This is a genomic window from Bordetella genomosp. 6 (assembly GCF_002119705.1).
Classification (GTDB): Bacteria; Pseudomonadota; Gammaproteobacteria; order Burkholderiales; family Burkholderiaceae_B; genus Bordetella; species Bordetella bronchiseptica_F.
Genome location: NZ_CP021107.1, coordinates 2,971,829 through 2,998,156 on the forward strand (window position 1 = coordinate 2,971,829; position 26,328 = coordinate 2,998,156).

At 66.5% G+C, this 26,328-nt stretch carries 25 protein-coding genes; 6 read left to right on the forward strand and 19 right to left on the reverse strand.

The window, feature by feature from the left end:
- Positions 1-6 precede the first annotated feature (6 nt).
- The 8 genes from hemC to metE form a co-directional block, all read right to left on the reverse strand.
- Complete coding sequence (gene hemC, locus CAL11_RS13925; protein ID WP_086093273.1) at positions 7-951, reverse strand: hydroxymethylbilane synthase; 945 nt, start codon at positions 949-951, stop codon at positions 7-9.
- Positions 952-960: 9 nt separating this feature from the next.
- The gene (locus CAL11_RS24610) at positions 961-1,083 is read right to left on the reverse strand and encodes a hypothetical protein (RefSeq protein WP_033463732.1); all 123 of its coding nucleotides are present in this window, start codon (positions 1,081-1,083) and stop codon (positions 961-963) included.
- Positions 1,070-1,789 (reverse strand): TerC family protein, encoded by a 720-nt coding sequence (locus tag CAL11_RS13930; protein WP_086093274.1) that lies wholly within the window; start codon positions 1,787-1,789, stop codon positions 1,070-1,072. Before CAL11_RS13930 ends, CAL11_RS24610 begins: the two co-directional genes overlap by 14 nt.
- Before the next feature lie 158 nt (positions 1,790-1,947).
- Positions 1,948-2,643: a TerC family protein gene (locus CAL11_RS13935; protein WP_033463727.1), complete on the reverse strand. Its 696-nt coding sequence runs from the start codon at positions 2,641-2,643 to the stop codon at positions 1,948-1,950.
- A gap of 601 nt (positions 2,644-3,244) precedes the next feature.
- Positions 3,245-4,126 carry a succinate--CoA ligase subunit alpha gene (gene sucD, locus CAL11_RS13940; RefSeq protein ID WP_003812748.1) on the reverse strand — a complete coding sequence of 294 codons (882 nt, stop codon included), beginning with the start codon at positions 4,124-4,126 and terminating at the stop codon, positions 3,245-3,247.
- Between the two features lie 20 nt (positions 4,127-4,146).
- Positions 4,147-5,307, reverse strand: a complete 1,161-nt coding sequence (sucC, locus tag CAL11_RS13945) for an ADP-forming succinate--CoA ligase subunit beta (protein WP_003812749.1) — start codon at positions 5,305-5,307, stop codon at positions 4,147-4,149.
- A 10-nt stretch (positions 5,308-5,317) separates the two neighbouring features.
- Entirely contained in the window at positions 5,318-5,920 is a 603-nt protein-coding gene (locus tag CAL11_RS13950; RefSeq protein WP_086093275.1) for a DUF2889 domain-containing protein, read from the reverse strand.
- Between the two features lie 213 nt (positions 5,921-6,133).
- Entirely contained in the window at positions 6,134-8,428 is a 2,295-nt protein-coding gene (gene metE, locus CAL11_RS13955; protein WP_086093276.1) for a 5-methyltetrahydropteroyltriglutamate--homocysteine S-methyltransferase, read from the reverse strand.
- 161 nt (positions 8,429-8,589) lie between these two features.
- Here metE and CAL11_RS13960 point away from each other — a divergent pair, with 161 nt between their 5' ends.
- On the forward strand, positions 8,590-9,519 hold the full coding sequence (locus CAL11_RS13960; protein WP_033463717.1) for a LysR family transcriptional regulator: 930 nt from the start codon (positions 8,590-8,592) through the stop codon (positions 9,517-9,519).
- Between the two features lie 73 nt (positions 9,520-9,592).
- Here CAL11_RS13960 and recX read toward each other — a convergent pair whose 3' ends face one another.
- Both recX and recA read right to left on the reverse strand, forming a co-directional pair.
- Positions 9,593-10,156, reverse strand: coding sequence for a recombination regulator RecX (recX, locus tag CAL11_RS13965; RefSeq protein WP_086093277.1), 564 nt, complete (start codon positions 10,154-10,156; stop codon positions 9,593-9,595).
- Positions 10,157-10,188: 32 nt separating this feature from the next.
- Positions 10,189-11,250 carry a recombinase RecA gene (gene recA, locus CAL11_RS13970; RefSeq protein WP_033463712.1) on the reverse strand — a complete coding sequence of 354 codons (1,062 nt, stop codon included), beginning with the start codon at positions 11,248-11,250 and terminating at the stop codon, positions 10,189-10,191.
- Positions 11,251-11,489: 239 nt separating this feature from the next.
- Between recA and CAL11_RS13975 the strand changes: the two genes are divergently transcribed.
- From CAL11_RS13975 to CAL11_RS13985, 3 genes are all read left to right on the forward strand, one after another.
- Positions 11,490-12,179: a response regulator transcription factor gene (locus CAL11_RS13975; protein WP_003812762.1), complete on the forward strand. Its 690-nt coding sequence runs from the start codon at positions 11,490-11,492 to the stop codon at positions 12,177-12,179.
- Positions 12,180-12,294: 115 nt separating this feature from the next.
- Positions 12,295-13,653 (forward strand): sensor histidine kinase, encoded by a 1,359-nt coding sequence (locus CAL11_RS13980; RefSeq protein ID WP_080699808.1) that lies wholly within the window; start codon positions 12,295-12,297, stop codon positions 13,651-13,653.
- Positions 13,654-13,847: 194 nt separating this feature from the next.
- On the forward strand, positions 13,848-15,524 hold the full coding sequence (locus CAL11_RS13985; RefSeq protein ID WP_086093278.1) for an MFS transporter: 1,677 nt from the start codon (positions 13,848-13,850) through the stop codon (positions 15,522-15,524).
- Between the two features lie 333 nt (positions 15,525-15,857).
- On the opposite strand, the gene CAL11_RS13990 is transcribed toward CAL11_RS13985, so the two are convergent.
- Genes CAL11_RS13990 through CAL11_RS14025 form a run of 8 tightly spaced genes read right to left on the reverse strand, consistent with a single transcriptional unit; the run spans position 15,858 to position 23,332 of the window.
- On the reverse strand, positions 15,858-16,634 hold the full coding sequence (locus tag CAL11_RS13990) for an enoyl-CoA hydratase/isomerase family protein (protein WP_033463705.1): 777 nt from the start codon (positions 16,632-16,634) through the stop codon (positions 15,858-15,860).
- Between the two features lie 27 nt (positions 16,635-16,661).
- A complete protein-coding gene (locus CAL11_RS13995) occupies positions 16,662-17,726 on the reverse strand; it encodes an ABC transporter ATP-binding protein (RefSeq protein WP_086093279.1) in 1,065 nt (354 codons plus the stop codon).
- Positions 17,723-19,474, reverse strand: coding sequence for an ABC transporter permease (locus CAL11_RS14000; RefSeq protein ID WP_033463699.1), 1,752 nt, complete (start codon positions 19,472-19,474; stop codon positions 17,723-17,725). The genes CAL11_RS13995 and CAL11_RS14000 overlap by 4 nt, the downstream gene beginning before the upstream one ends.
- A gap of 28 nt (positions 19,475-19,502) precedes the next feature.
- A complete protein-coding gene (locus tag CAL11_RS14005; protein ID WP_086093280.1) occupies positions 19,503-20,540 on the reverse strand; it encodes an ABC transporter substrate-binding protein in 1,038 nt (345 codons plus the stop codon).
- A 37-nt stretch (positions 20,541-20,577) separates the two neighbouring features.
- A complete protein-coding gene (locus CAL11_RS14010; RefSeq protein ID WP_033463696.1) occupies positions 20,578-21,324 on the reverse strand; it encodes an SDR family oxidoreductase in 747 nt (248 codons plus the stop codon).
- On the reverse strand, positions 21,325-21,768 hold the full coding sequence (locus CAL11_RS14015; RefSeq protein ID WP_086093281.1) for a MaoC/PaaZ C-terminal domain-containing protein: 444 nt from the start codon (positions 21,766-21,768) through the stop codon (positions 21,325-21,327).
- Positions 21,769-22,161, reverse strand: coding sequence for a Zn-ribbon domain-containing OB-fold protein (locus tag CAL11_RS14020; RefSeq protein ID WP_086093282.1), 393 nt, complete (start codon positions 22,159-22,161; stop codon positions 21,769-21,771). It lies immediately after the preceding gene.
- Between the two features lie 7 nt (positions 22,162-22,168).
- Positions 22,169-23,332: a thiolase C-terminal domain-containing protein gene (locus CAL11_RS14025; RefSeq protein WP_086093283.1), complete on the reverse strand. Its 1,164-nt coding sequence runs from the start codon at positions 23,330-23,332 to the stop codon at positions 22,169-22,171.
- Between the two features lie 215 nt (positions 23,333-23,547).
- On the opposite strand from CAL11_RS14025, the gene CAL11_RS14030 reads away from it, so the two are divergent.
- Together CAL11_RS14030 and CAL11_RS14035 are read left to right on the forward strand one after the other, a co-directional pair.
- Complete coding sequence (locus tag CAL11_RS14030) at positions 23,548-24,435, forward strand: LysR substrate-binding domain-containing protein (protein WP_086093284.1); 888 nt, start codon at positions 23,548-23,550, stop codon at positions 24,433-24,435.
- 137 nt (positions 24,436-24,572) lie between these two features.
- Positions 24,573-25,760 carry a CaiB/BaiF CoA transferase family protein gene (locus CAL11_RS14035; RefSeq protein ID WP_033463687.1) on the forward strand — a complete coding sequence of 396 codons (1,188 nt, stop codon included), beginning with the start codon at positions 24,573-24,575 and terminating at the stop codon, positions 25,758-25,760.
- A gap of 349 nt (positions 25,761-26,109) precedes the next feature.
- Here CAL11_RS14035 and CAL11_RS14040 read toward each other — a convergent pair whose 3' ends face one another.
- Entirely contained in the window at positions 26,110-26,328 is a 219-nt protein-coding gene (locus CAL11_RS14040) for a hypothetical protein (RefSeq protein WP_003812786.1), read from the reverse strand.

A 26,328-nucleotide genomic window follows, 5' to 3' on the forward strand; every position in this document is an offset into this window, starting at 1 on the left:
GCCCTGTCAAGGCGCGGGCGAGGTTGGCAGCAATTCGGCCAGTATTGCGTCGGCGCCGCCGGCCAGCATGTCGCGCGCGGCCGCCTCGCCGATGGCCTGCGCCTGGCCGCTCGGGCCGCGGCGCTCGGCCCGCACGATGCGGCGGCCGTCGGGCGCGGCGACCAGCGCGCGCAAGGCAAGCTCATCGCCCTCGATGCGGGCATAGGCCGCCAGCGGCACCTGGCACGATCCGCCCAGCATGCGCGAAACCGCCCGCTCGGCGGTCACGCAGGCCTGGGTGGCGGCGTCGCCCAGCGGCGCCAGCATGGCGCGCACATCGGCGCGGTCCTGCAGGATTTCGATGCCCAGCGCGCCCTGTCCGGCCGCGGGCAGGCTGTCGGCCGGCTCCAGCAGCGCGCGGATGCGCGCGGCCAGGCCCAGGCGCTCCAGGCCGGCCGCGGCCAGCACGATGGCGGCGTAGTCGCCGTTGTCCAGCTTGCCCAGGCGCGTATCGAGATTGCCCCGCAATGGCTTGACGGCCAGGTGCGGATAGCGGGCACGGATCTGCGACTCGCGCCGCAGGCTGGAGGTGCCGACCACCGCCCCGTGCGGCAGGTCGGCCAGGCTGCCGTAATTGTTGGAGACGAACGCATCGCGCGGATCGGCGCGCTCGAGCACGCAGCTCAGTTCGAAGGGCGCCTGCAGGTCCACCGGCACATCCTTGAGCGAATGCACCGCGAGATCGGCGCGGCCGTCGAGCAAGGCGGTTTCGAGCTCCTTGACGAACAGCCCCTTGCCGCCGACCTTGGAGAGGGTGCGGTCCAGGATCTGGTCGCCGCGCGTGGTCAGCGTCAGCAACTCGACGGTGCACGCGGGATAGCGCGCGCGCAGCAGATCGCGCACATGCTCGGCCTGCCACAAGGCAAGCCGGCTGGCGCGGGTGGCGATGGTCAGGCGTTCTACGGCGGCCACGTCAGGGCGTCAGAGAAAGCTGGAGACGATGACCGATGCCACCACCCCCAGGATGGCCAGCACGAACAGGCCTTGCAGCAGGCTCAGGCCCGATTCGGTTTGCTGGGGGTTGGAAGTCTTACGCAGACTCATTGACGGATTCCTTGGAAGCGGTTTTACGGCTTGCCAGCCACCGCCCGAGGATAACGACGAGCAGCGCGCCGGCAATTTCTACGCCGATTTTAACCGCGCTGGGCTGTTCGCCGAATTGACGCACGACAAACACGTCGGTAATCAGCATGCCGCCGGCGATCCAGCCCAGCAGCGCCGCGCCGAAGGTGACGACCATGGGGAAGCGGTCGATCAGCTTGAGCACCAGGGTGCTGCCCCAGATGATGATGGGCACGCTGACCACCAGGCCGAAGATCACCAGGCCGATCTGATGGTCGGCATGGGCGTTCTGCGCCGCGCCGGCAATGGCGATGACGTTGTCCAGGCTCATCACGAAGTCGGCGATGATGATGGTCTTGACCGCGGCGACGATGGAGGTGCCGCCCTTGATGCTGTCGTGCCCTTCGTCCTCGGGCACCAGCAGCTTGACGCCGATCCAGACCAGCAGCAGGCCGCCCACGACCTTCAGGAACGGGATGTTCAGCAGCGTCAGCGCGAAGGCGATCAGCACCACGCGCAGGATGATGGCGCCGGCCGTCCCCCACAGGATGCCTTGCATGCGCTGCTTGGGCGCGAGATTTCGACACGCCAGCGCGATCACGACCGCGTTGTCGCCACCCAGCAGGATGTCGATGAGGATGATCTGGAAGACTGCCGCCCAACTCAGCGTCTGGAAAAACTCAAGCACTTGGAACCCCCAACAGGCGTTATTTGTAAAAACCGGGTAAATACCGGGAAGACCGCCGTCAGCCTCGCCGTGGCAAAACGCGGCCAAAAGAAAACGGGCTGGTCAGCCCCGCCTGATGGCGGGGCGCGAACAGCCCGCTATTGTAGTTCAGCTTTGCGTCAGGCCCGTTGCCTGGCCAGGAAAATTTTACCCAGCGCCAGCACCAGGATTGCACCAATTGCGCCCACCATCAGCGCGAAATCGTGCTGTGTGACGCCCAGCATGGCGTCGATCCGCGCCACCGGCTCTTGCAGCGCCGGATCGCCCACCAGCAGTTCGCCGGCGATGAAACCCAGCAGCGCCGCCCCCACCCAGACGATGATGGGAAAACGCTCGATCACCTTGAGCAACAGCGCACTACCGAATATGACCAGCGGGATGCTGATGGCCAGGCCCAGCACCAGCAGCGTGGTGTCGCCCATGGCCGCGGCGGCCACCGCCACCACATTGTCCAGGCTCATGACCAAGTCGGCGATCATGATGGTCCGGATCGCGGTGACCAGCGAGCCATGGCCCTTTTCCGCGCCGTCGTCCTCGCCCTCGGGCAGCAGCAGCGACACGCCGATATAGACCAGCAGCAAGGCCCCGATCAGCTTCAGCCACGGCAGCAGCAGCAACTTGGCGGCCACCAGCGTCAGCACGATACGCATCACGATGGCCGCGGCCGACCCGATCACGATGGCCTTCTTCTGCTGGTGCGGGGGTAGCGAGCGCGCCGCCAGCGCGATCACCACGGCGTTGTCTCCCGATAGCAGTATGTTTACCCAAATAATCTGGAGCAAGGCGATCCAGAACGCCGCAGAACTAAGTTCCATTCCTCTCTTTCCTAGTGATGATCCCCTAGGATTGAACAAACACGGGACACGCGTGGCCGCCTTCGACCAGGCGAGCCCTGGCGGCATTCTTGGTGCGTGGATGGACAGGCAAATCGAAAAGCCCCTCGCGCTTGATTATAGGTTCGCGTGGATTCCCCTCTTTTCAATTCACTTTCAATATTCTTTCATTTCGCTTTCAATCTATCGCGGCATGCAAAAACGGCCCCCACGCTGCGCCCGCTGTGCGGGCTTGCTGCCCCCCGAGGGGGCTTTTTGCCTTGGGGCGGCCCGGCGGCAAAAAAAGGCCCCCACGCTGCGCCCGCTCTGCGGGCTTGCTGCCCCCCGCGAGGGGGCTTTTTGCCTTGGGGCGGCCCGGCGGCAAAAAAGACCCCCACGCTGCGCCCGCTATGCGGGCTTGCTGCCCCCCGAGGGGGCTTTTTGCCTTGGGGCGGCCCGGCGGCAAAAAAGACCCCCACGCTGCGCCCGCTCTGCGGGCTTGCTGCCCCCCGAGGGGGCTTTTTGCCTTGGGGCGGCCCGGCGGCAAAAAAAACGGCCCGCGATCGCGGGCCGTCCTGGGACAGGCGGGCTGTCCGGTGCGTGATTACAGCACCGACTTGAGCAGCTTGCCCATTTCCGACGGGTTGCGCGTGGTACGGATACCGCACGCTTCCATCACTTCCAGCTTGGCATCGGCCGTATCGGCGCCGCCCGAGATCAGGGCGCCGGCATGGCCCATGCGCTTGCCGGCAGGCGCGGTGACGCCGGCGATGAAGCCCACCACGGGCTTCTTCATGTTGTCCTTGGCCCACTGCGCGGCGTTGACTTCGTCCGGACCGCCGATCTCGCCGATCATGATGACGGCGTCGGTGTCGGGATCGTCATTGAACAGCTTGAGCACGTCGACGTGCTTCAGGCCGTTGATGGGATCGCCGCCGATGCCCACGGCGCTGGACTGGCCCAGGCCGAGTTCGGTGACTTGCGCCACGGCTTCGTAGGTCAGCGTGCCCGAGCGGCTGACGATGCCGATGCGGCCCTTGCGGTGGATGTGGCCGGGCATGATCCCGATCTTGATTTCGTCGGGCGTGATCAGGCCGGGGCAGTTCGGGCCCAGCAGCAGCGTCTTGCTGTTCATGGCCTGCATGCGGTTCTTCACTTCCAGCATGTCGCGCACGGGAATGCCTTCGGTAATGCAGATCACCAGGTCCAGTTCGGCCTCGACGGCTTCCCAGATCGCGGCGGCGGCGCCCGCCGGCGGCACGTAGATCACCGACACGGTAGCGCCGGTGTCCGCCTTGGCGTCCTTGACGTTGGCGTAGATGGGCACGCCTTCGAAATCCTCACCGGCCTTCTTGGGGTTCACGCCGGCCACGAAGGCGGCCTTGCCGTTGGCGTACTCGCGGCACATGCGGGTATGGAACTGACCCGTCTTGCCCGTGATGCCCTGGGTGATGACTTTGGTGTCCTTGTTGATCAGAATCGACATTTGTAAATCCTTGGCAATTTTTATTTGACGGCGGCAACGACTTTGGTGGCCGCTTCGGCCATCGTGTCGGCGCTGATGATCGGCAAGCCCGACTCGGCCAGCATTTTCTTGCCGAGCTCTTCGTTGGTGCCCTTCATGCGCACGACCAGCGGCACATTCAGGTTGACCGCCTTGCACGCCGTGATCACGCCTTCGGCGATCACGTCGCAGCGCATGATGCCGCCGAAGATGTTGACCAGAATCGCCTTCACGCTCTTGTTCTTGAGCATGATCTTGAATGCTTCGGTAACCTTCTCGGCCGTGGCGCCGCCGCCGACGTCCAGGAAGTTGGCCGGCTCGCCGCCGAACAGCTTGATGGTGTCCATGGTGGCCATGGCCAGGCCGGCGCCGTTGACCAGGCAGCCGATGTTGCCGTCGAGCTGGATATAGGCCAGGTCGAACTTGCTGGCCTCGATTTCGGCCGGGTCTTCTTCGTCCAGGTCGCGGTAGGCCACGATTTCGGGGTGGCGGAACAGCGCGTTCGAATCGAAGTTGAACTTGGCGTCCAGGGCGATGATGTCGCCGCTGCCGGTCAGGATCAGGGGGTTGATTTCAGCCAGCGAGGCGTCGGTGTCCCAGTACGCCTTGTACAGCTTCTGGAATTCGGCGGCGGCCTTGCCCACGGAGGCCTCGGGCACGCCGATGCCGCGCGCCAGTTCGGCGGCTTCGGCGTCGGTCAGGCCGGCGGCCGGATCAACGAAGACCTTCAGGATCTTCTCCGGGCTGTGCGCGGCCACTTCCTCGATGTCCATGCCGCCTTCGCTGGAAGCCATGACGCACACGCGCTGCGTGCCACGGTCGGTCACGATGCCGACGTAGTATTCCTTCTTGATGTCCGCGCCCTCTTCGATCAGCAGGCGGCGCACTTTCTGGCCTTGCGGGCCGGTCTGGTGCGTGACCAGCTGCATGCCGAGGATCTCCGACGACAGCTGGCGCACTTCGTCGATCGAACGCCCCAGCTTGACGCCACCGCCCTTGCCACGGCCACCCGCGTGGATCTGCGCCTTGACGACCCAGACCGGCCCACCCAGCTTTTCAGCGGCAGCCACGGCCTCGTCTACGGAAAAAGCGGGGATCCCGCGCGGCACGGTCACGCCAAACTGCTTCAGCAGTTCCTTGCCTTGATACTCGTGGATTTTCATGTGATACCTGTCAGGACGTATGAGAGAAAGAGGGTGAATCGGAAGACGTATCGGCCGACGACCCGGCGTTGGCGCCCGTATACCATTTGGGGTAGTGCTCCTGCACGACCGGACCGTCGGTGCGCAGGGCATGGCAACCGCCAAGCTGGAACGGGCGCTTGTCTGGGTTGCTGTTCTGACGGCGCCGGCCGGCCATGGACTGGACGGCGGCTGTCGGCAGCACCTGCGAAAGCTCGGTCATGTGCGTACAGCCCGCGATATGACCGAAGCGCTCCTTGACCTGGCGGCGAAACCCCTTGAGCAGGTTCATTCCGACCAGGTCGCGATAGGCTTGTTCGATGTTCGTGCACACGCCGTCGTACGGGGCCGCATCATAGACGGCCTGTGCCGCAATGATGGTATACGCCTCGTCGATCGTAATGCGCAAGTGCATGTGATGGATGAATTCGCCGGCCTTGAAAAGCTGGCCGCCGCGCTTGGGAAAATCGTAGCCCTTGTAATCGATCAGCTCGGCTTCGAGATCCCACAGGCCGTCCTCGCGCCCATAAGACTGCACGCGTATCGAACGCGTGTGCAGGGGCTGGCGAGGGGTATCCGGCGGTGGCAATGGCATGGTTGAACCTGCTGGGCGCGATTTTGACGCAAGGCAGCAAATCCTGGGAAGTATAACGCAGCCGATTGCCGGCGACGCGGCCCGCGCCGCCCCGCCTGCCGGGCCACGCGCCGCACAAATTTCAAGCGCGTCGCCCGGGGGGGGGGGCTGCCCCTCCGGGAGGGCAGCCCCCCCGGGCGGCACCGCAAGGGGACGGATATGGACGACCCGCCGTCAGGCAGCGCGCAGCGTGCGGGCCGCCTGCACCATACCGACCAGGGCGGCCTCGGTCTCGGGCCAGGCGCGCGTCTTCAGGCCGCAGTCCGGATTGACCCACAGGCGCTCCCTGGGCAGGCGCGCGGCGGCCTTGCGCATCAGCGCCACCATCCAGTCCACCTCCGGCACGTTGGGAGAATGGATGTCATACACGCCGGGCCCGATGTCATTGGGGTAGTGGAAATCCTCGAACGCCTTGAGCAGCTCCATGTTGGAACGCGACGTCTCGATGGTGATCACGTCGGCGTCCATGGCCGCGATCGACTCGATGATGTCGTTGAACTCGGAATAGCACATATGGGTATGGATCTGCGTCGCCTCGCCCACGCCGGCGGTCGACAGGCGGAAGCAATCGACCGCCCAGTCCAGGTAGGCGCGCCAGTCGGCCCGGCGCAGCGGCAGCCCTTCGCGGATGGCCGGCTCGTCGATCTGGATCACGCGGATGCCGGCGGCCTCCAGGTCCACCACCTCGTCGCGCAGGGCCAGCGCCAATTGGCGGCAAGTGGCTTCGCGCGGCTGGTCGTCGCGCACGAACGACCACTGCAGGATCGTGACTGGCCCGGTCAGCATGCCCTTGACCGGCTTGTCGGTCAGCGATTGCGCGTAGGCGGACCAGCCCACCGTCATGGGGGCGGGCCGGGCGACGTCGCCGAAGATGATGGGCGGCTTGACGCAGCGCGAGCCGTAGCTCTGTACCCAACCGTTCTTGGTGAAGGCAAATCCGGCCAGCAACTCGCCGAAGTACTCCACCATGTCATTGCGCTCGGGCTCGCCATGCACCAGCACGTCCAGGCCCACCTTCTCCTGGAAGCGGATGACTTCCTCGATCTCCTTGCGAATGGCGTTCTCGTATGCCGAATCCGTCAGCGCGCCGGACTTCCAGTCACGCCGCAGGGCGCGGATTTCGGCGGTCTGCGGAAAGGAACCGATCGTGGTGGTGGGAAAGGCCGGCAGCCGCAGCTCGCTTTGCTGGCGCGCGATCCGCTGGCCGAACGGCGCACGCTCGCGCGACACCCCGGCCTGGCCAGCCATGCGTTGCGCCACGGCCGGGTTGTGGATGCGAGGCGACTGGCGGCGCGCCTGCAGGGCGGCGCGCTGCGCGGCCAGCCCTTGCTGCACCGCCGGGTCGGCATCGCCGCCCAGCGCCTTGCCCAGCAGGGACAGCTCGTCCAGCTTCTGGACGGCGAACGAGAGCCAGCCCAGCAATTCGGCGTCGAGCTCGGTTTCCCCGGCCAGGTCCACCGGCACATGCAACAGCGAGCATGACGGCGCCAGCCACAGGCGTTCCTGCAATTGCTCGCGCACCGGTGCCAGCGTCGCGAGCGCCGCATCCAGGTCGGTGCGCCAGATATTGCGGCCGTTGATCACGCCAGCCGACAGCACTTGGCCGGGGCGCAGCCCGCTTGCCACGTCGTTCAACTGGCCGGGTGCGCGCACCAGGTCCACGTGCAGGCCGGCCACCGGCAGCGCCAGGGCGGTCGCCAGGTTGTCCTTCAGGCCATCGAAATAAGTGGCCAGCAGCAGCTTGACCGGGCTGGCCGCCAGCTTGTCATACACCGCCCGGTAGGCATCGCGCCAGGCCTGCGGCAGGTCCAGCACCAGCGCCGGCTCGTCGATCTGCACCCATTCGACGCCCAGGCCCGCCAGGCGCTCGAGCACTTCGCCGTAGACTGGCAGCAAGGCGTCGAGCAACTGCAGCTTGCCGATATCGCCGGCCCCCTGCGCGAAGGCGTCGCCCTTGCCCAGCCACAGCCACGTCAGCGGCCCCGGGATGACCGGCTTGACGCGATGCCCCAGCGCCTGGGCCTCCCTGACCTGCTCGAACAGGTCTTCGCGGGCGACGCGGAAGGTCTGTCCGGGCGTCAGTTCCGGGACGATATAGTGGTAGTTGGTGTCGAACCACTTGGTCATTTCGCAGGCGGCTGCCGGTTTGCCGCTGGGCGCGCGCCCGCGGCCCATGCGAAACAGGGTATCCAGGTCCACCGGCTTGCCTTCGGGATGGCCGAAGCGCGCCGGCACGGCGCCCAGCAGCGTGGTCCACTCCAGGATGTGGTCATACCATGCAAAATCGCCCACCGGCACGAACGCCACCCCGGCGGCGGCCTGGCGCTGCCAATGGGCCGCGCGCAAGGCGCGGCCGGTCTCATGCAATGCCTCGGCGGTCTGGCGGCCCGCCCAATAGGCTTCGACAGCGCGCTTGAGTTCGCGCTGGGCGCCGATGCGCGGAAAACCCAGATTATGAATAATAGTCATGGCAATACCGGCCTTTCACAAAAGTTATTCAAGTCAGGCCGCTATTGTGCGATCATCAACACATGAATCAAAATCAAACTCTACATTCATAAGTTGAGTATTATTCATGTAATACCGACGGCAACGATTGACTCCTCCAGGCCGCGACCGCCTTTACCGCCATGCTCGAAATCCGCCATCTCGAAACCCTGGCCGCCATCCGCGATGGCGGCAGCCTGCAGGAAGCCGCCGAGCGCCTGCACCTGACCCAGTCCGCGCTCTCGCATCAACTGCGCGACCTGGAAACCCGCCTGGGCACGCCGCTGCTCAACCGCCGCACGCGGCCGGCCCGCCTGACCACCGCGGGACTGCGCGTGCTCGCCCTGGCCGACGAGGTGCTGCCCCGGCTGCGCGCCACCGAACGCGAGTTGCAACGCCTGGCAGCCGGGCGCACCGGACGGCTGCACCTGGCGATCGAATGCCACTCGTGCTTCCAGTGGTTGATGCCGGCGCTGGACGCTTTTCGCGGGCAATGGCCGGACGTGGCGCTGGACCTGTCGGCCGCCTTCTCGTTCGCGCCCCTGCCCGCGCTGGTGCGCGGCGACCTGGACCTGGTCATCACGTCCGATCCCCAGGCGCTCGAAGCCGTCACGTATCTGCCGCTGTTCAAGTACGAGCTGGTGCTGGCGGTCGCCGAATCGAACCCGCTGGCCGCCAGCCGCCACGTGATGCCGGAACAACTGGCCGACCAGACGCTGATCACCTACCCGGTGGACCGCCAGCGCCTGGATATTTTCACGGGGTTCCTGGATCCGGCCGATATCGAACCCGCCGCGATCCGCCGCGCCGAACTCACGCCCATCATTGCGCAACTGGTTGCCAGCAATCGGGGCGTGGCGGCCTTGCCCAACTGGGCGCTGACCGAATACCTGGGCCAGGGCTGGCTGCGTGTGTGCCATCTCGGGCCGCAGGGCGTCTGGCCCACCCTCTACGCCGCGGTGCGCACGGAAGACAGCGACAGTTCCTATATCGATGAATTCTTGACGATTGCCCGCGACGTTTGCTTCAAGACGCTCAGCGGCATCAAGGCGGCCAAGGGCCTGCCCGCCTGATCGAACGCGCCGCAGCCACGCCCCGGGCAGACCGGCCTGCATCGCAAGCCAGGCCGGCACGAAGCGGCGTCGTTCAATCGAGTTCGTCGTCGCCGCCGCCCAGAATGCGGCGGATGACGTCATGGGCGAAGCCACGGCCCGCCAGGAAGCGGGCCTGCCGCGCATACGCGGCGCGATCGGCGGGCTTTTCGCCAAAGCGCTTCCGCCAGACGGCCAGCGCGCGTTCGTATTCGGTGGCGCGCAGCTGTTCGCGCAATTCGGCGACCTGGTCGTCGGCCACGCCCTGTTGCTTCAGCTCCTGGACAATGCGCGAAGCGCCCTGGCGCGGCGCGCGCCGATGCGCCAGGCTTTGGGCAAAGCGCGCATTCGACAACCAGCCCTCGCGCTGCAGGTCATCGAGCACCGCCTCGATGTCATCGCCCTCTTCGGCGTAGGGCTGCAGCTTGCGCGCCAGCTCGAGGCGCGAGTATTCGCGCCGCGACAGATAGCCGACCGCGCGCGCCTTCAGCGTCCGGCCCGGGCGCGGCGGCGGCGCGTCATCAGGCGGTTGGGCCAGTGTCTCGAACTCATCGTCGGGATTTGCGCTCCGCCGCCCGGCTCGGGCGGCGGAAGGCGGACGGCGGTTGAAAGTCGCCATGCCGGGCTGGACGTTGATGCAAGCCTGACGGCTTATTCGCCGTCTTCGGCCTCGCTGGCCGGGAAGGTGGCGGCGCGGCTGACAATACCCTGGTTTTCGCGCACCTTGTTTTCGATCTCGATGGCCATTTCCTTGTGCTCTTTCAGGTACTCGCGCACATTGTCCTTGCCCTGGCCGATGCGATTGCCGCTGTAGCTGTACCAGGCGCCGGACTTGTCGACCACATTGGCCTGCACGCCCAGGTCGATGATTTCGCCCTCGCGCGAGATGCCGCTGCCATACATGATGTCGAACTCGGCCTGCTTGAACGGCGGCGCCACCTTGTTCTTGACCACCTTGACGCGGGTTTCGTTGCCGACCACCTCGTCGCCCTTCTTGATGGAGCCGATGCGGCGGATGTCCAGGCGCACCGAGGAATAGAACTTGAGCGCGTTGCCGCCGGTGGTGGTTTCCGGGTTGCCGAACATCACGCCGATCTTCATGCGGATCTGGTTGATGAAGATGACCATGCAGTTGGTGCGCTTGATGGTGGCCGTCAGCTTGCGCAGCGCCTGGCTCATCAGGCGGGCCTGCAGGCCCGGCAGGGAGTCGCCCATCTCGCCCTCGATTTCGGCCTTGGGCACCAGCGCCGCGACCGAGTCGATGACGATCAGGTCGACCGAGCCCGAGCGCACCAGCGCGTCGGTGATCTCGAGGGCCTGCTCGCCCGTGTCCGGCTGGGAGATCAGCAGGTCGGTCAGGTTGACGCCCAGCTTGGAGGCGTACTGCACGTCCAGCGCGTGTTCGGCGTCGACGAATGCGCAGGTGCCGCCCAGCTTCTGCATTTCGGCGATGACCTGCAGCGTGAGCGTGGTCTTGCCGGACGATTCGGGGCCGTAGATCTCGATCACGCGGCCGCGCGGCAGGCCGCCGACGCCCAGCGCGATGTCCAGGCCCAGCGAACCGGTGGACACGACCTGGATGTCGTGTTCGACCTCGTTGTCGCCATAGCGCATGATCGAGCCCTTGCCGAACTGCTTTTCGATCTGCGACAGCGCGGCGGCCAGCGCCTTGGCTTTCTCGGCCGCGGCGGCCTTGCTGGTTTTATCGTCCATGTAAAGTCCTGTATTGAGGCGGTGCCCGCGGGGGTGCGAAGCGGGCAGCCGTTGTCTAGCCGGAGAAAAAGAGCCTGGAGAAAACTCGAACGTTGGCGATTATGGCATTGGATTGTACTGGATAAAAATCCAGTGTGCCATATATTTCCACGTATACCCTGAGTGGGCAAGCCCCGTCCCCTGTGCCAGAATGGCCGGCGTAGCCAGCGCCCGCTGGCGGTTCCGCCGATGTTGCACGCATGCGTATCCTGATAGCCGAAGACGACAGCATCCTGGCCGACGGCCTGTCCCGCTCGCTGCGGCACAACGGCTATGCGGTCGACGCCGTGCGCGACGGACTGGCCGCCGATTCGGCGCTGGCCGTCCAGCCCTTCGACCTGCTGATCCTCGATCTCGGCCTGCCCCACCTGCCCGGGCTGGAGGTGCTGCGCAGGCTGCGCGCCCGCAATTCCGTACTGCCGGTGCTGATCCTCACGGCCGCCGACAGCATCGAGCAGCGTGTCAAGGGCCTGGACCTCGGCGCCGACGACTACATGGCCAAACCGTTCGCGCTGTCCGAACTCGAGGCCCGCGTGCGCGCCTTGACGCGGCGCGGCGCCGGCGGCGGCGCGACCATCGTGCGGCACGGCCGCCTGGTGTTCGACCAGACGGGCCGCATCGCCACGGTCGACGATCAGACCCTGGACCTGTCCGCGCGCGAGGTCAGCCTGCTGGAAATCCTGCTGGCGCGCAGCGGCCGCATGGTCAGCAAGACGCAACTGGTCGACCACCTCTGCGAATGGGGCGAGGAGGTCAGCACCAACGCCATCGAAGTCTATGTGCACCGCCTGCGCAAGAAACTCGAGCCCAGCGGCGTGAAAATCATCACCGTGCGCGGTCTGGGCTATTGCCTCGAGCGGGACCAGGGTGCCTCGTATCTCGCCAGCTGAAACGGCTTCGCGCGAACCGCTGAACGAAGAAGCCCTGGATGCGTTGCGCGGCGGGCCGCGCGGCCCGAGTTTCGCGCCGCCGCAGCGCTCGCTGCTGGGCGAGATCCTCGACTGGATGCTGGCGCCGCTGTTTCTCCTGTGGCCCATGAGCGTGGCCATCACCTACGTGGTGGCGCAGAACATCGCCAACGTGCCGTACGACCGTGCGCTGGCCAACAACCTGAACGTGCTCAGCCACCAGGTGCACGCCGTGGACGGGCGCGCCGCGTTGCGCATGACCGACGCCGCCCGCGACGTGCTGCGCGTGGACGAGACCGAAAGCGTGTTCTGGCTGGCCCTGGGCAGCCGCGGCGAATACCTGGGCGGCGACCGCGCCCTGCCGCTGCCGCCCAACGTCGGCCAGCCCCGGCCGGGCGAGATCCTGTACGCCGACGACACCTTGCGCGGCTTCGGCGTGCGGCTGGCCTACACCTGGATCGACCTCGGCCTGCCCGACACCCAGCCGGCCCTGGTGATGGTGGCCGAAACCGTTGAAAAGCGCGCCCAGCTGGCCAACGACATCATCAAGGGGGTCATCATCCCGCAGTTCGTGGTGCTGCCGATCGCGGTGCTGCTGGTGTGGTTTGGCCTGTCGCGCGGCGTGGCGCCGCTCAACGCGCTGCAGCAGCGCCTGCGCGCGCGCCGCCCCGACGACCTCTCGCCCATCGACGAACAGGCCGCCCCTTCCGAGATCGCGCCGCTGGTCGGCGCCATGAACGACCTGCTCGACCGCCTGTCGGCCAACATCGAAACCCAGCGCCGCTTCGTGGCCGACGCCGCGCACCAGCTCAAGACGCCCCTGGCCGGCCTGCGCACCCAGGCCGAACTGGCGCTGCGCGACGCCAGCCCCGAGGAGATGCAGTCCAGCCTGCGCCAGTTGGTCACCGGGTCCGAACGGGCCACCCGGCTGGTCAACCAGTTGCTGCTGCTGGCGCGGGCCGAGAATCCGGACTCGCCCGGCCAGGCGCTGACCGACCTCAATGCCATTGCCTACGAACAGACGATGCAATGGGTGCCGCAGGCGCTCGCCCTGTCGACCGACCTCGGCTTCGAGGGCGCCGACCATCCGGTCGGCATCAGCGGCAATGCCATTCTGCTGGCCGAGCTGCTGAACAATCTGATCGACAATGCGCTGCGCTATACGCCGCGCGGCGGCCACATCACGGTGCGGGTCAGCGCGCAGGACGGCCACGCGGTCCTCGACGTCGAGGACTCCGGGCCGGGCATCGCCCTGGAAGAGCGCGAGCGGGTCTTCGACCGCTTCTACCGCGTGCTGGGCACCGCGTCCGACGGCAGCGGCCTGGGGCTGGCCATCGTGCGCGAGATCGCCCAGAAACACCAGGCGGAAGTCGTCATCGACGATCACCCCACGCCCTATTCGGACCTGCCCGGCACCCGCATCCAGGTGCGCTTCCCCCTGCCCGGCGCGCTGTAGCCGCCAGCCGGCCCGGCGGTCCGGACCGCCCCGCGCATGAAATTACACATTGTTTCAAATTTAAGATTCAGGTAAGGGTTACGTCAGAACCTCGTCAGCCTGGAGCCCTACCTTGTTCATAGCTCGATGTCGGCGCGGCCGGCGGAGGGTGCAGAGCACGGTGGCACACCACTGGCCTAATACGAGGAGACAACATGAGCACAGCAACCCTATCGGGCCAAAGCCCGTCGGCGCAACCGCGCCCCATGACCCGCGAGGAGCGGCGCGTGATCTTCGCGTCGTCGCTCGGCACGGTTTTCGAGTGGTACGACTTCTACCTCTACGGTTCGCTCGCGGCCATCATCGCGCAGCACTTCTTCTCCGGCGTCAATCCCACCGCGGCCTTCATCTTCGCGCTGCTGGCCTTCGCGGCGGGCTTCGCGGTGCGTCCGTTCGGCGCCCTGGTGTTCGGCCGCCTGGGCGACCTGGTAGGCCGCAAGTACACCTTCCTGATCACCATCGTCATCATGGGCCTGTCGACCTTCCTGGTCGGCGTGCTGCCCAGCTACGCCAGCATCGGCATCGCCGCGCCCGCCATCCTCATCATCCTGCGCCTGCTGCAAGGCCTGGCACTGGGCGGAGAATACGGCGGCGCCGCCACCTACGTGGCCGAGCACGCGCCGCACGGCCGCCGCGGCTTCTACACCAGCTGGATCCAGACCACCGCAACGCTGGGCCTGTTCCTGTCGCTGCTGGTGATCCTGGGCGTGCGCACCTTCATGGGCGAAGAAGCGTTCAAGGACTGGGGCTGGCGCATTCCGTTCCTGATCTCGGTGGTGCTGCTCGGCATCTCGGTGTGGATCCGCCTGCAGCTCAATGAGTCGCCGACCTTCAAGCGCATGAAGGAAGAAGGCAAGGGTTCGAAGGCGCCCATCGCGGAATCGTTCGGCCAATGGCGCAACCTGAAGGTGGTGATCCTGGCGCTGCTGGGCCTGACCGCCGGCCAGGCCGTGGTGTGGTACACCGGCCAGTTCTACGCGCTCTTCTTCCTGACGCAGTCGCTGAAGATCGATTCCAACACCGCCAACATCATGATCGCGATTGCCCTGCTGGTGGGCACGCCGTTCTTCGTGATATTCGGCGCCCTGTCGGACCGGATCGGCCGCAAGCCCATCATCATGGCGGGCTGCCTGATCGCGGCGCTGACCTACTTCCCCATCTTCAAGGGCCTGACGCACTACGCCAACCCGGCGCTGGAAAAGGCCCAGGCCACCGCGCCGGTCACCGTGATCGCCGACCCCGGCACCTGCTCGTTCCAGTTCAACCCGGTGGGCACGGCCTCGTTCACCAGCTCCTGCGACGTGGTCAAGTCGTTCATGGCGCGCAACTCGGTGAACTACGAGAACCAGGCCGCCGCGGCCGGCTCGGTCGCCAAGGTCATGATCGGCAACGACGAGTTCGCATCGTTCGACGGCAAGGGCCTGGCGCCCGCCGAGTTCAAGGCCAAGGCCGCCGAACTGGACAAGGCGCTGACCGCGGCGATCCGCAGCCATGGCTATCCAGCCAAGGCTGATCCGGCCCAGACCAACTCCTTCATGGTGGTCGTGCTGCTGACGCTGCTGGTGATCTACGTCACCATGGTGTACGGCCCGATCGCGGCCATGCTGGTGGAGATGTTCCCCACCCGCATCCGCTACACCTCGATGAGCCTGCCCTATCACATCGGCAACGGCTGGTTCGGCGGCTTCCTGCCTCCGGTGGCCTTCGCGGTGGTGGCGGCAACAGGCAACATCTACGACGGCCTGTGGTATCCGATCATCATCGCTGTCATGACCCTGGTCATCGGTACGCTGTTCGTACGCGAAACCAAGGACAACGACATCAACGCCTGACAACCATCCCCCGCCGGGTTGGACCGCTGCGCCAATCCGGCTTTTTCAAGCTCCCTCAGGGAGCTTTTTTTTTGCCGCCGGGCCGCCCCAAGGCAAAAAAGCCCCCTCGGGGGGCAGCAAGCCCGCATAGCGGGCGCAGCGTGGGGGCCTTTTTTTGCCGCCGGGCCGCCCCAAGGCAAAAAAGCCCCCTCGGGGGGCAGCAAGCCCGCATAGCGGGCGCAGCGTGGGGGCCTTTTTTTTGCGCTCTCCGCATCGTCGTCCGCAGGTTCCTGTCCCGGCGGGGACAGGAACCTGCGGCCGGCGCAGCATGCGGGGTTGCTGCGATGCCTGCGCTTACGCTCCGGTCCAGGCCGGCGCGCGCTTCTCCATGAAGGCACGCACGCCCTCCTGGAAGTCGGACGACATATAGCAGGCGGACAGGATGTCGTCGTCCGCAATGGCGGCCACGGCCTTGTCGCGCAGGCGCAGCAGCGACGTCCTGGTGGCCCAGAGCGTCAGCGGGGCCAGCGTCATGACCTGGGCGGCGATCTCCTGGGCCCGGCCATGCAGCGCGTCTTCCGGGACGACCTCCCTGATGGCGCCCGCGTGCAGCAAGGCATCGGCCGTAAGCAGGGACGCGGAAAACACCATGTCCCGTACCCGTTGCGCCCCCAGGTTCTCCGCCAGGCGGGCGTAGTTCTTCACGCTCAGGCAGTTGCCCACCGTGCGCGCAATCGGGAAACCGAACTTCAGCGACGGCGTGGCGATACGGATATCGCAGCACAGCGCAAGCAAGGCCCCGCCTCCGACGCATGCGCCCGCCATGGCGGCGATGGTCGGCACTCGCATGCCCTCGATGGCCTCGAGCAAGGCCTCGCTGCCGCGCTCCAGCGCAACGAACTCTTCGGCCGTCGTGGCCGTCTGCAGCGCCCCGAAGTCGGCGCCGGCCATGAAAGCCGGCTTGCTGGCAGGAGCGCCGCTGAACACGACCGCCTTGATTTCCGGACGATGGGCGACCGACTCGCACAGGGCCAGGATGGCGTGCTCCATCTCGGCCGTCATGGCGTTTCGCGCCGCCGGCCGGTCAAACAATATCCACAGCGCGCCCCCCCTGACCTCGCTGTGAACCATGGACGTATGACTGCTCAAGACTGACTCCTAGGAAGTGGTGACGCTCAGAATCTGGCAATGCTCGACGGGCAGATGCACCTCGACGCGCTGGCCCGGCTCCAGCGTCGAGTACGGGTCGACGTAGGCGCGCACGAGCTGGCCCGTCGCCAGCTCGACCTGGACGTCGCGGTACTCGCCCAGATACGCGACCCGCGTCACGGTGCCGCCGAGCGTATTGGCGCCGGGCGCGGCGCCCAGCTTGACGGCCGAGGGCCGGATGCACAGGCAGGCCGCGCCGCCGGCGCCGGCCTGGCTGCGATCGTCGCCGCGCAGGACCCTGTCCCCGACCCGCAAGACCCCTGGTTCGGCAAGCTGGCCGTGCAGCTCGTTGTTGGTGCCGATGAACGAGGCGACAAACGTATTGGCCGGCCGCGAGAACACATTGACCGGGCTGTCGAACTGCTGCACCTGCCCGGACTGCATGACGGCGATCTTGTCGGCGGTGACCAGTGCTTCGCCCTGGTCATGCGTGACATAGACCGTGGTAAGGCCCAGAAGATCATGCACCTGGCGGATCTCGTAGCGCATCTCCTCGCGCAGGTGCGCATCGAGATTGGACAGGGGTTCGTCCAGCAGGAGGATGTCGGGCTCGACGACCAGCGCCCGCGCCAGCGCAACCCGCTGCTGCTGCCCGCCGGAGAGCTCCGACGGATAGCGTTGCGCGAGCGCCGTGAGGCGCACCGTGTCGAGCGCGCGCCTGACCCGCCGCTCGAGTTCCGCGCGAGCCACCTTGCGCACCTGCAGGCCATACGCGACGTTCTCGAAGACCGTCATGTGCGGCCATACGGCGTAGTTCTGGAACACCAGCGAGATATTGCGCCGCTCGGGCGGCACCGTGACGCCGGCGCCCGAAACCTGGCGATCGCCGATCCATATCTGGCCGTCGGTCGGCTGGTCAAAGCCCGCGAGCATTTGCAGGGTGGTCGACTTGCCGCAGCCCGAGGGGCCGAGCAAGGCCAGCAGCTCGCCTTGAGCCAGTTCCAGATCGATGCCGCGCAGAACCTGATGCGCGCCATAGTGCTTGGTAAGACCTTCGATGCGTATTGCCTTCACGACGTGACTCCGGCGGTAACGGGCGCCGCGCCGCGGCGACGGGCAAGGCCGGTCAGCAGGCGGCCCAGCATGACAATCAGGATGGTGCCCAGCAACAGCACGTTGCTGGTGGCGCAGACGGCTTCGTAGTTGCCGCCGTCCTTGTAGTTGTAGATAAGCGTGGTCATGACGTTGGTCTGCGGGGTGATCAGGAATACCGCCACCGACAGCTCGCGCATCACCGGGATGAACACCAGCATCCACCCCGACACCAGGCCGGGCTTCATGAGCGGCAGCGTGATGCGGCCGAACGTGCCGACCTGCCCCGCGCCCAGGATGCGCGAAGCCCGCTCCAGATCGGGACTGATGGTCTTGATGATGGCGCCGCCGTGCGAATAGGCAATTGGCAGGAACGTCGCCACGAAAGCCAGCACCAGCAACGCGCCCGTTCCATAGAGGCCATAGAACGGCTGGGTGAAGGCCGAGAAGAACCCCACCGACAGCACGATGCCCGGAATGATGATGGGCACGGACGCCGTGGCGCCCAGCGCCCAGGCGCCGCGAAACAGCTTGCGCTCGACCATGTAGGCCACCACCACGCCCAGCAGCAGGCAGACCGTCGCCGCCACGGTGGCATAAAGCAGGGAATTGACGATGGCCGACTGGGTCTGCGGATTGTCCAGCACCGCCCACCGATACCAGTGCAGCGTCAGGTTGTCCCACGAGGGTCCCTGGCCCCAGGCCTTGCTGAGCGACACCAGCGTCAGCGACGCATACGGCAGGAACACAGTCACCGCGGGCACCAGCAACGCGCCCAGCAGGGCTGGCCAGCGCCAGCGGCCCAGGCCGACCAGCCGCGATCCGCGCGCCTTGCCGCCTATCATGACGTACTGCCGGCGGCCGAGAATGCGCCGACGCACGAAGAACAGGCCACCGGTCATCAGGAGCAACGGCATGCAGTAGGCCGCGGCCAGGTTGAGCTCCGGCGGGAACATCTGGTAGAACTCGGCCAGCTTGGTCGTGACCACCGGGACGCGCGCCGGCGTCAACAGGAACGCGGGAACGCCAAAGAGCGTCATGCCCTGGATAAAGGACAGGATGAAACCGGCCACGATGGCAGGCATGACCAACGGCAGGGTGACGCTGCGCATGGTCCGCAGGATGCCCCCGCCCAGCATGGCCGAGGCGTCCTCCAGCTCCACGGCCATCTCGTCGAGCGCGGTGGCGACGATGGTGAATGTGAACGGCACCGTATAGACGGCGCACACGAAGACCGCCCCCCACATCGAGTAGATATTCAAGGGGGAGTCCCCGCCCAGCCACTGCCTCAGCCAGACGTTGAGCCAACCCGAGTTGGGCGCCGCCAACAGTATCCACCCCAGCGCGCCGATGAAGGACGGCGTGATGAACGCCGCCAGCACCAGCACGCGGACCAGGCCGCGCCCGGGCATATCCGTGCGCGACACCAGCCACGCCATGGGCACGCCCAGCGCCGTGGCGATCACCGCCGTGCTGCCGGCCAGCACCAGCGAATTGAGCATGGGCTCGATCAGGTTGGGCGTGGTGAATATGCGCAGGTAGTTCACCAGCGACCATTGCCCGGTCAGGTCATCGCGCCAGCTGTTGAGCGCGATGATGCCCACCGGCTGCAGGACCAGCAGCGCCAGCGCCGCCGCCACCAGCACGGTGACGGCGATGGCTGGCAGCGCATGACGCCCGGCACGCGGCTCCCGCGCTACGGCGGGTTTTTCGGTCATTGCGACAGACATGGATTCCCCTGTTTCTTCCCCTGCGCGCTCAACCGACCGTCGAGCGCCACAAGGCAATCGTGTCATTGATCTGCTTGGTCAGATCCTCGGTCGGATTGCGGAACCACTTCAAGGACTCCAGGCTGCGGCCTTCGGCCCAGGGCACGTCCGTGCGCAACGTGGGCCAGTAGTTGCGCGCCAGGATCTGCGACACCTCGGTCGAATACAGGAAATCCGTGAACAGCTTGGCTGCGTTGGGGTGCGGCGCCTTGGCGGGGATGGCGGTCAGTCCGAGGTTGAGAATGGCATCGTCGGTGGGCACCTTGACGTCCACCGGCTGTCCGGCCGCCTTCTGCGTCAGCGAATAGCTGAACGGCGCGGCGGCGCCCACCACGCGCTCGCCCGCCAGGATATCGGTAACGGTGTCGACGTTGGATTGGCCGACTTTCGGCTTCTGGGCGGCGAATCTCTTGAAGAAATCGTCGCCATACTTCAGGCGCATGGCCAGCGCCCAATGCGCCACGTCGCCCGAAGACGCCGGGCTCCCGACCGTGATCTTGCCGGCCCAGGCGGGATCCAGCAGCGCCTGCCAGCTTTCGGGCGGATTGGGCACCTTCTGCGATTGGAAGTTGATCGACGTGATGCTGATCGCGCCGACGTGGAAGGTGTTGTCCGGGTCCAGGCCGCGAAAGGCCTCGGGCAGATGCTCGGCTCCCGCCGGCCGGTACGCCATCAAGGCATTGATCTTCTTCAGTTCGGTGTAGTGCAGCAGATTGGTGGTGCCGAGCGAATCGCAGTTGGCGGCGTTGTTCTGCAGCTCCAGGCGCAACCGGGTATAGACCGTTTGCGAACCCTGGCGCAGCAGGTTGACCTGGATGCCTGGGTACTTCTTGATGAAGGCGTCGCGAATGTCCTCGATGGACTTCTGCTCATAGGAACCCCAGTACAGGTTGAGGGCTCCTTCCTTGCGCGCCGCCTCGTAGAGCGGATTGTCCTGCGCGCGCACCGGCAGAAAGACGCCGCCAGCCAACGCGGCCGAGGCGGACACACCCAGGCGCAACATGTCCCGGCGAGAGTACTGATTCATGATGGTTCCCCTTTTCCTATGCGATGTGATGTGGCGCTCAGTAGTCGCCCGTGGTTGCCCCGCCGTCGACGACGAGGGTCTGTCCGGTCATATAGCTCGCGTCGTCGGAGGCGAGAAAGGCAATGACAGCGGCGATTTCTTCAGGCTGCGCCGTGCGCTTGAGCGGCATCCTGGCCAGCCAGCCCGCACGAACCTGGTCGGGGACATCCGCCAGGATCGAGGTTTCGACGATACCGGGCGCCACGGCGTTGACCAGGATGCCGCGCTTGGCCCCTTCCAGCGCCGCGGTTCGCGTCAGCCCCACGATGCCGGCCTTGGCGGCGGAATAATTGGCCTGGCCATAGGCGCCGAAAATGGCGGTGGACGCCACATTGATGATGCGCCCCCAGCCGCGTTCGCCGATCCACGCGAAGGCGCTCTGGCAACCCAGCCAGGTCCCCCGCAGGTTCACGTCGATGACAGCGCTCCATTCGGCGTCCGACATCTTGGCCAACGAACGGTCGCGCACAATGCCGGCCACGTTGACCACGATGTCCACCTGCCAGCCCTGCGCGTCCACCGCCCGCTTGGCGGCCGCCCAGCTCTGGCGGTCCGCGACGTCCAGGAAGACGCCGAACGCTTGCCCGCCCAGCGCCGCCGCCGCGGCAAGCACGCGCTCCTCGCCGATGTCGCCCACCACGATGCGCGCGCCTTCGGCCTGCAAGCGCCGGCACACCGCCAGGCCGATGCCGCCCGCGCCGCCCGTAACCAGCGCCACTCGTCCCTGCAATCGATCGTTCTTCATTCATGCTTCTCCACTGCGCATCGCCACCGCGAATACGTCTTCGCCATCCTGCACGGTCACACCGTCCTGATTGCGCAGCTGCATCGACACCTTGACCACGCCGAAAGGCTTGGACCGGCTGGGCCGCAGCTCCAGCACCTCGGCCTCGTACCGTACCGAATCGCCGGCCAGGATGGGCGCGACGAAACGGCGCCGGGTTTCCAGGAAGGCCACGATGTCCCAATCGTCGATGCCCGAGCGCAGGCCGGTGCTGACGGCGTGCCCCAGCATTCCATGCGCGATGCGCTGGCCGTAGCCGTTTTCGCGCGCCGCCACCTCATCCATGTGCAGCGGGTTGAAATCACCGGTCAGGCCGGCAAACGTGACGATATGGCTTTCGGTGATGGTGATGCGCGACGAGGTATGGCGCTCGCCGAGCTGTATCCGCTCGAATTCGACAGACATTCAGGACTCCACGGGAACAAATACGGGCAGGGTCAGCGTATCGCCGACCTTCTCGAAGGCCACGTGCATCGGCATGTCGATCTGCAGCGGCCGTTCGCTCGGGCAGCGGGTCAGCATCAAGGGCCCCTCCTCCAGCGCGACCAGCACGCAGGTGTAGGGCGCCTTCTGCACGCCGCCCTTGTGAATGACGGTGTAGGAGAACAAGCGCGCGCGCCCGCTGGCCTGCACCCACCGCGGCACCGCGCCGGGATCGGCCAGCGAATGGCCGCGCGGATACCATTGATAGCGGCCCGTAGTCGGACATTGCTGCACCAGCAGGCGCTGTTCGCGGGCGGCCTCCCAGAAAGGCTGGCTGCAGAGGTCCTGCACGGGGGGCATCGTTACATCGAACATGGCGTCCTCACACGGTAAGAATGGCGGTGGCCGCGGCGCAGAAAGTGCCGCCCAGGCCGTGGACCAGCGCCCGCCCGGCATCGGGCACCTGGACGCCCGGCCCCTGGCCGCGCAATTGGCGCGCGCCCTCGATCAGGGCGAAAATGCCGCGCTTTCCGGGATGGTTGGAAGACAGGCCGCCGCCGTCCGTATTGCAGGGCAGCGCGCCGCCCAGCGTCAGTTGCCCGTCGGCGGCGAAAGCGCCGCTTTCGCCGCGTTCGCAGAACCCCAGGTCTTCCAGCGCCAGCAGCGGCGTGATGGTGAACGCGTCGTAGAGCTGCGCGACATCGATGTCGGCCGGCGACAGGCCCGCCATCGCGAACGCCCGGGGCCCCGACAGCGTCGCCGGTGTCGAGAGGTCCGGCGCAATCTGCGAGAGCTGCGTGCGCGCCGTCGCCGCGCCGAAGCCGGACAGCAGCACCGGCTTCTGGCGCAAGTCCCGCGCGCGCTCGGCGCTGGTCATCACGACGGCGCCGCCGCCGTCGGTCACGACGCAGCAATCCAGCTTGTGCAGCGGCGAGGCGATCATGGGCGAAGCCAGCACGTCGTCCACCGTGATCGGCGTGCGCAACCTGGCTTGCGGGTTGGCGGCCGCGTGGCCCCGGAAGGTCACCGCCACGCTGGCCAATTGCTCTGGCGTCGTGCCGTATCGCGCCATGTGGCGCTGCGCATACAGGCCGTAGGCCGAGATCAGGGTCGGACCGTAGGGAAGCTCGTACTGTCCCGGGCCGGCCGGGAAGACAAAGGGGTCGAAGGACGGCGTGCTCAGCGGCCACCAGCGCGGCGTGGCCGCGTAGCTGATCACGACCACCTCGGCCAGGCCGGCCGCGATGGCCGCGGCGGCGTGGCCCGCATGCACGATGTACGAGCAGCCCCCCACGTCGGTGCTGTCGAACCAGGTCGGACGCAGGCCGGCGTATTCGGCGAACTCCGTCACGCTGTTGACGCCGCCGCCCTCGGCCCAGTCGCCGGCCGCCACGCACAGGCCGTCCACATCCGCCAGGCCCAGGCCGGCGTCGGCCAGGGCGCCCAGCACACACTCCATCTGGATCTGGTACGGATGCACCTCGGGCGCATGGCGGCGCGGCGATTCGCACAGGCCGACGATGGCCGCACGATTGGAAATGCTCATGACTTCCCCTTGTTATGACCGGACGCGGCATGGCCGCGCTGCTGGGGCAGAGAATGTCCGAATCCCCCCCGGCCAACAAGCAGTTTGCAAGACGCCGATCGGCAGCTTTTACGCACCTATTGCCCAGCAGGCGCCCGGACTCGGGATTACACCTATTGCGGCAGTTCCTCCAAAAATGGCGCTATACCTGGTTTTCAAGGCAACATTCAATCACCGTGATCTATCGCCGTCTTCCCCCCTTGATTGCCGTTCGTGCATTTGATGCGTTCAGTCGCAGCGGCAGCATCCGCGCCGCGGCCGACCTGCTGGCGATTTCCCATACCGTCGTATCGCGCCACATCCAGAACCTGGAAGATGCCGTCGGCACGCGATTGGTGAAAAAGGATGGCCGTGGCCTGGCCCTTACGCGCGAAGGCCAGCGCTTCGCCGCCAAGACGCGGCGCGCGCTGGACCTCATCGCGGACGCCTGCGGCGAACTCGTCCATGGCCGGGGCGACGCCATCCACGTCTGCTGCATGGCCGGCCTCGCCTCTCGCCGGCTGCTGATGCGCCTGCCCGAACTGGAAAACCGGCTCGATGGCAAAGAGCTGATCCTCCAACCCACCACCGCCCGGCCCGACTTCAACAAGGATGAGGCGGATGCCGAAATCATCTACCTGACCCAACCGTTCATCGGCGACGGCCTGCGCGCGGAGATGTTCTCGCGCCCGCGCATCCTGGCCGTGTGCAGCCCGGCATTCCGGGAACGCTTTCCGGACGTCAGCGAACCCGAACACCTGGTTCACCTGCCGTTGCTGCACGAGCAGTCCACGGACCAGTGGGAGCAATGGCTGGGTTCCGTGGGCGTGGCGCAACTGCCCATCCTGCGCGGCCCGCGCCTGTGGCACGGGCACTTGACGATGGAGGCCGCGCAGCTGGGCCAGGGCATCGCGCTGGTCAGCGAGCTCCTGGCCAACGACCGGATCGCGCGCGGCGATCTCGTGGAAGTGCTGCCCAACATCTCCGTACAGATGGGCGGCTACTACTTCGTCGCTCCGGAGCACAAATGGAATGACCCGGCCATCGCGACCGTCCGCCAGTGGCTGACCGAGGCCCTCTCCTAGGCCCGCGCCGGGCCCGATCGCACAAGCCGTGCATCAAATGCACTGATGCGCGACAAACTAAGCGATTGTGCTGGAACGCGGCAGGCTGCAACATCGTTGCATCTCAGCCCTCACGGTGCCCCGGCGCCCATCTCTCCATGCTTGCACAATCTGCACCGGCCAAGCCTCTTGCTGGCCTGAAAGTCCTCGACATCACCCATATGCTCGCCGGCCCCTACTGCACGTGGCTGCTGGGGCTGCTCGGCGCCGACGTCATCAAGGTCGAGCGCCCTGGCGAAGGGGACTTCGCCCGCGCCATCGCCCCCTTTCACGCTGGCGAGAGCCTGTATTTCATGAGCGTCAATCGCAACAAGCGCAGCATCACGGTCAACCTGAAGACCGAGGAAGGCAAGCAGATCCTGCGCGACCTGATCGCGCACAGCGATATCCTGGTCGAGAACAACCGGGCGGGCGTCATGGACCGGCTGGGCCTGGGGTATGACGACGCCAAGGCGCTGAACCCGGGGCTGGTCTACGCCTCGATCTCGGGCTATGGCCAGACCGGCCCCTATCGCCACAAGCCCGCCTTCGACGTGATCGCCCAGGCCATCTCCGGCATGATGAGCATCACCGGACAGGAAGGCGGCCCGCCGGCGCGCGTGGGCGTCTCGATCGGCGACATCGCCTCCGGCCTGTTCGCCACGGTCGCGATCCTGGCGGCGATCGAGGGCCGGCACGGCAGCGGCGAAGGCGCCTTCGTCGACGTCTCGATGATGGATTGCCAGATGGCGCTGATGGAAAATGCGATTTCGCGCTATCTGAACGTGGGCGACGTCCCGGAGCGCCTGGGCAGCCGGCATCCCCTGATTGCCCCGTTCCAGTCATTCGAGACCAAGGACTTCCCGATCGCGGTATGCGTCGATACCGAGCCGCAATGGCAGCGCTTCTGCGCGGCGCTGGGCCTGGAGCCGCTGCTGCATGACCCGCGCTTCCAGGACGGCCCGATGCGCGCGCTCAACCACAGCCAGCTCGAGCCGCTGCTCAATGCCGTGTTCGCCAACGGCCGCCGCGACGACTTCATCGCGCGCCTGGAGGCGGCCGACGTGCCATGCAGCCCGATCAACAGCATTCCCGACGTGACCCGGGACCCGCAGGTGGAGCACCGCCGGATCCTGGTCGACAACGAAGGCGTCAAGTATGTGGGCGCGCCCTTTCACTACAACCGCGCGCCGCTAAGCGGCGAAACCAGCCCGCCCGCCCTGGGCGCCGACAGCGTCGCGATTCTGCGTGAACTGGGCCGCGACGAAGCGCAGATCGCCGACCTGCAGCGCGCCGGCGTGCTGTAGTCCGGCCCGCGCCCAGCGATGCGTGGCAGGCCGGACACCCGCCAGCCACGCATCGCCGGACGCAGCCCGATTCAGGACGCTGTCAGACCTCCAGGATTAGACTGGCCGCTCAGATCACGGTCTTGCGTCAATCCATGGACAAACGATCCCCTGTCCGAGGATTGCAGGGCCAGTACTCTGACACCAATGCCGTGTTCCCCGCGAGCCTTATTGACGCGGCATTGCGTGCCCCGTACGGGCCCGACACGATGTGTCGGGCCTTTTTTTGCCTTGGGCCGGCCCGGCCGGCGAAAGCCCCCCCTGGGGGCCGCCACAAGCCCCGGCGGGACCCCGGCCTTGCGGCGCCGCCTCAGCGGCGCATGCCCACGCCGATGATAAGCACGCCGACCACGATCGCGGCGATCCCGGCCCAGCTCGGTATGGCGACATCTTTCTCCGTCTGCGCGGTGGCCTTGACCGAGCCGACCTGCAGCACGGTCTCCTCCGACGTGTACGAGAACCCCTTGTAGACCAGGGCGGCGGCGCCCAGCACGATCAGAACGGCGCCCACGATGGTGGCTGGCTTCAT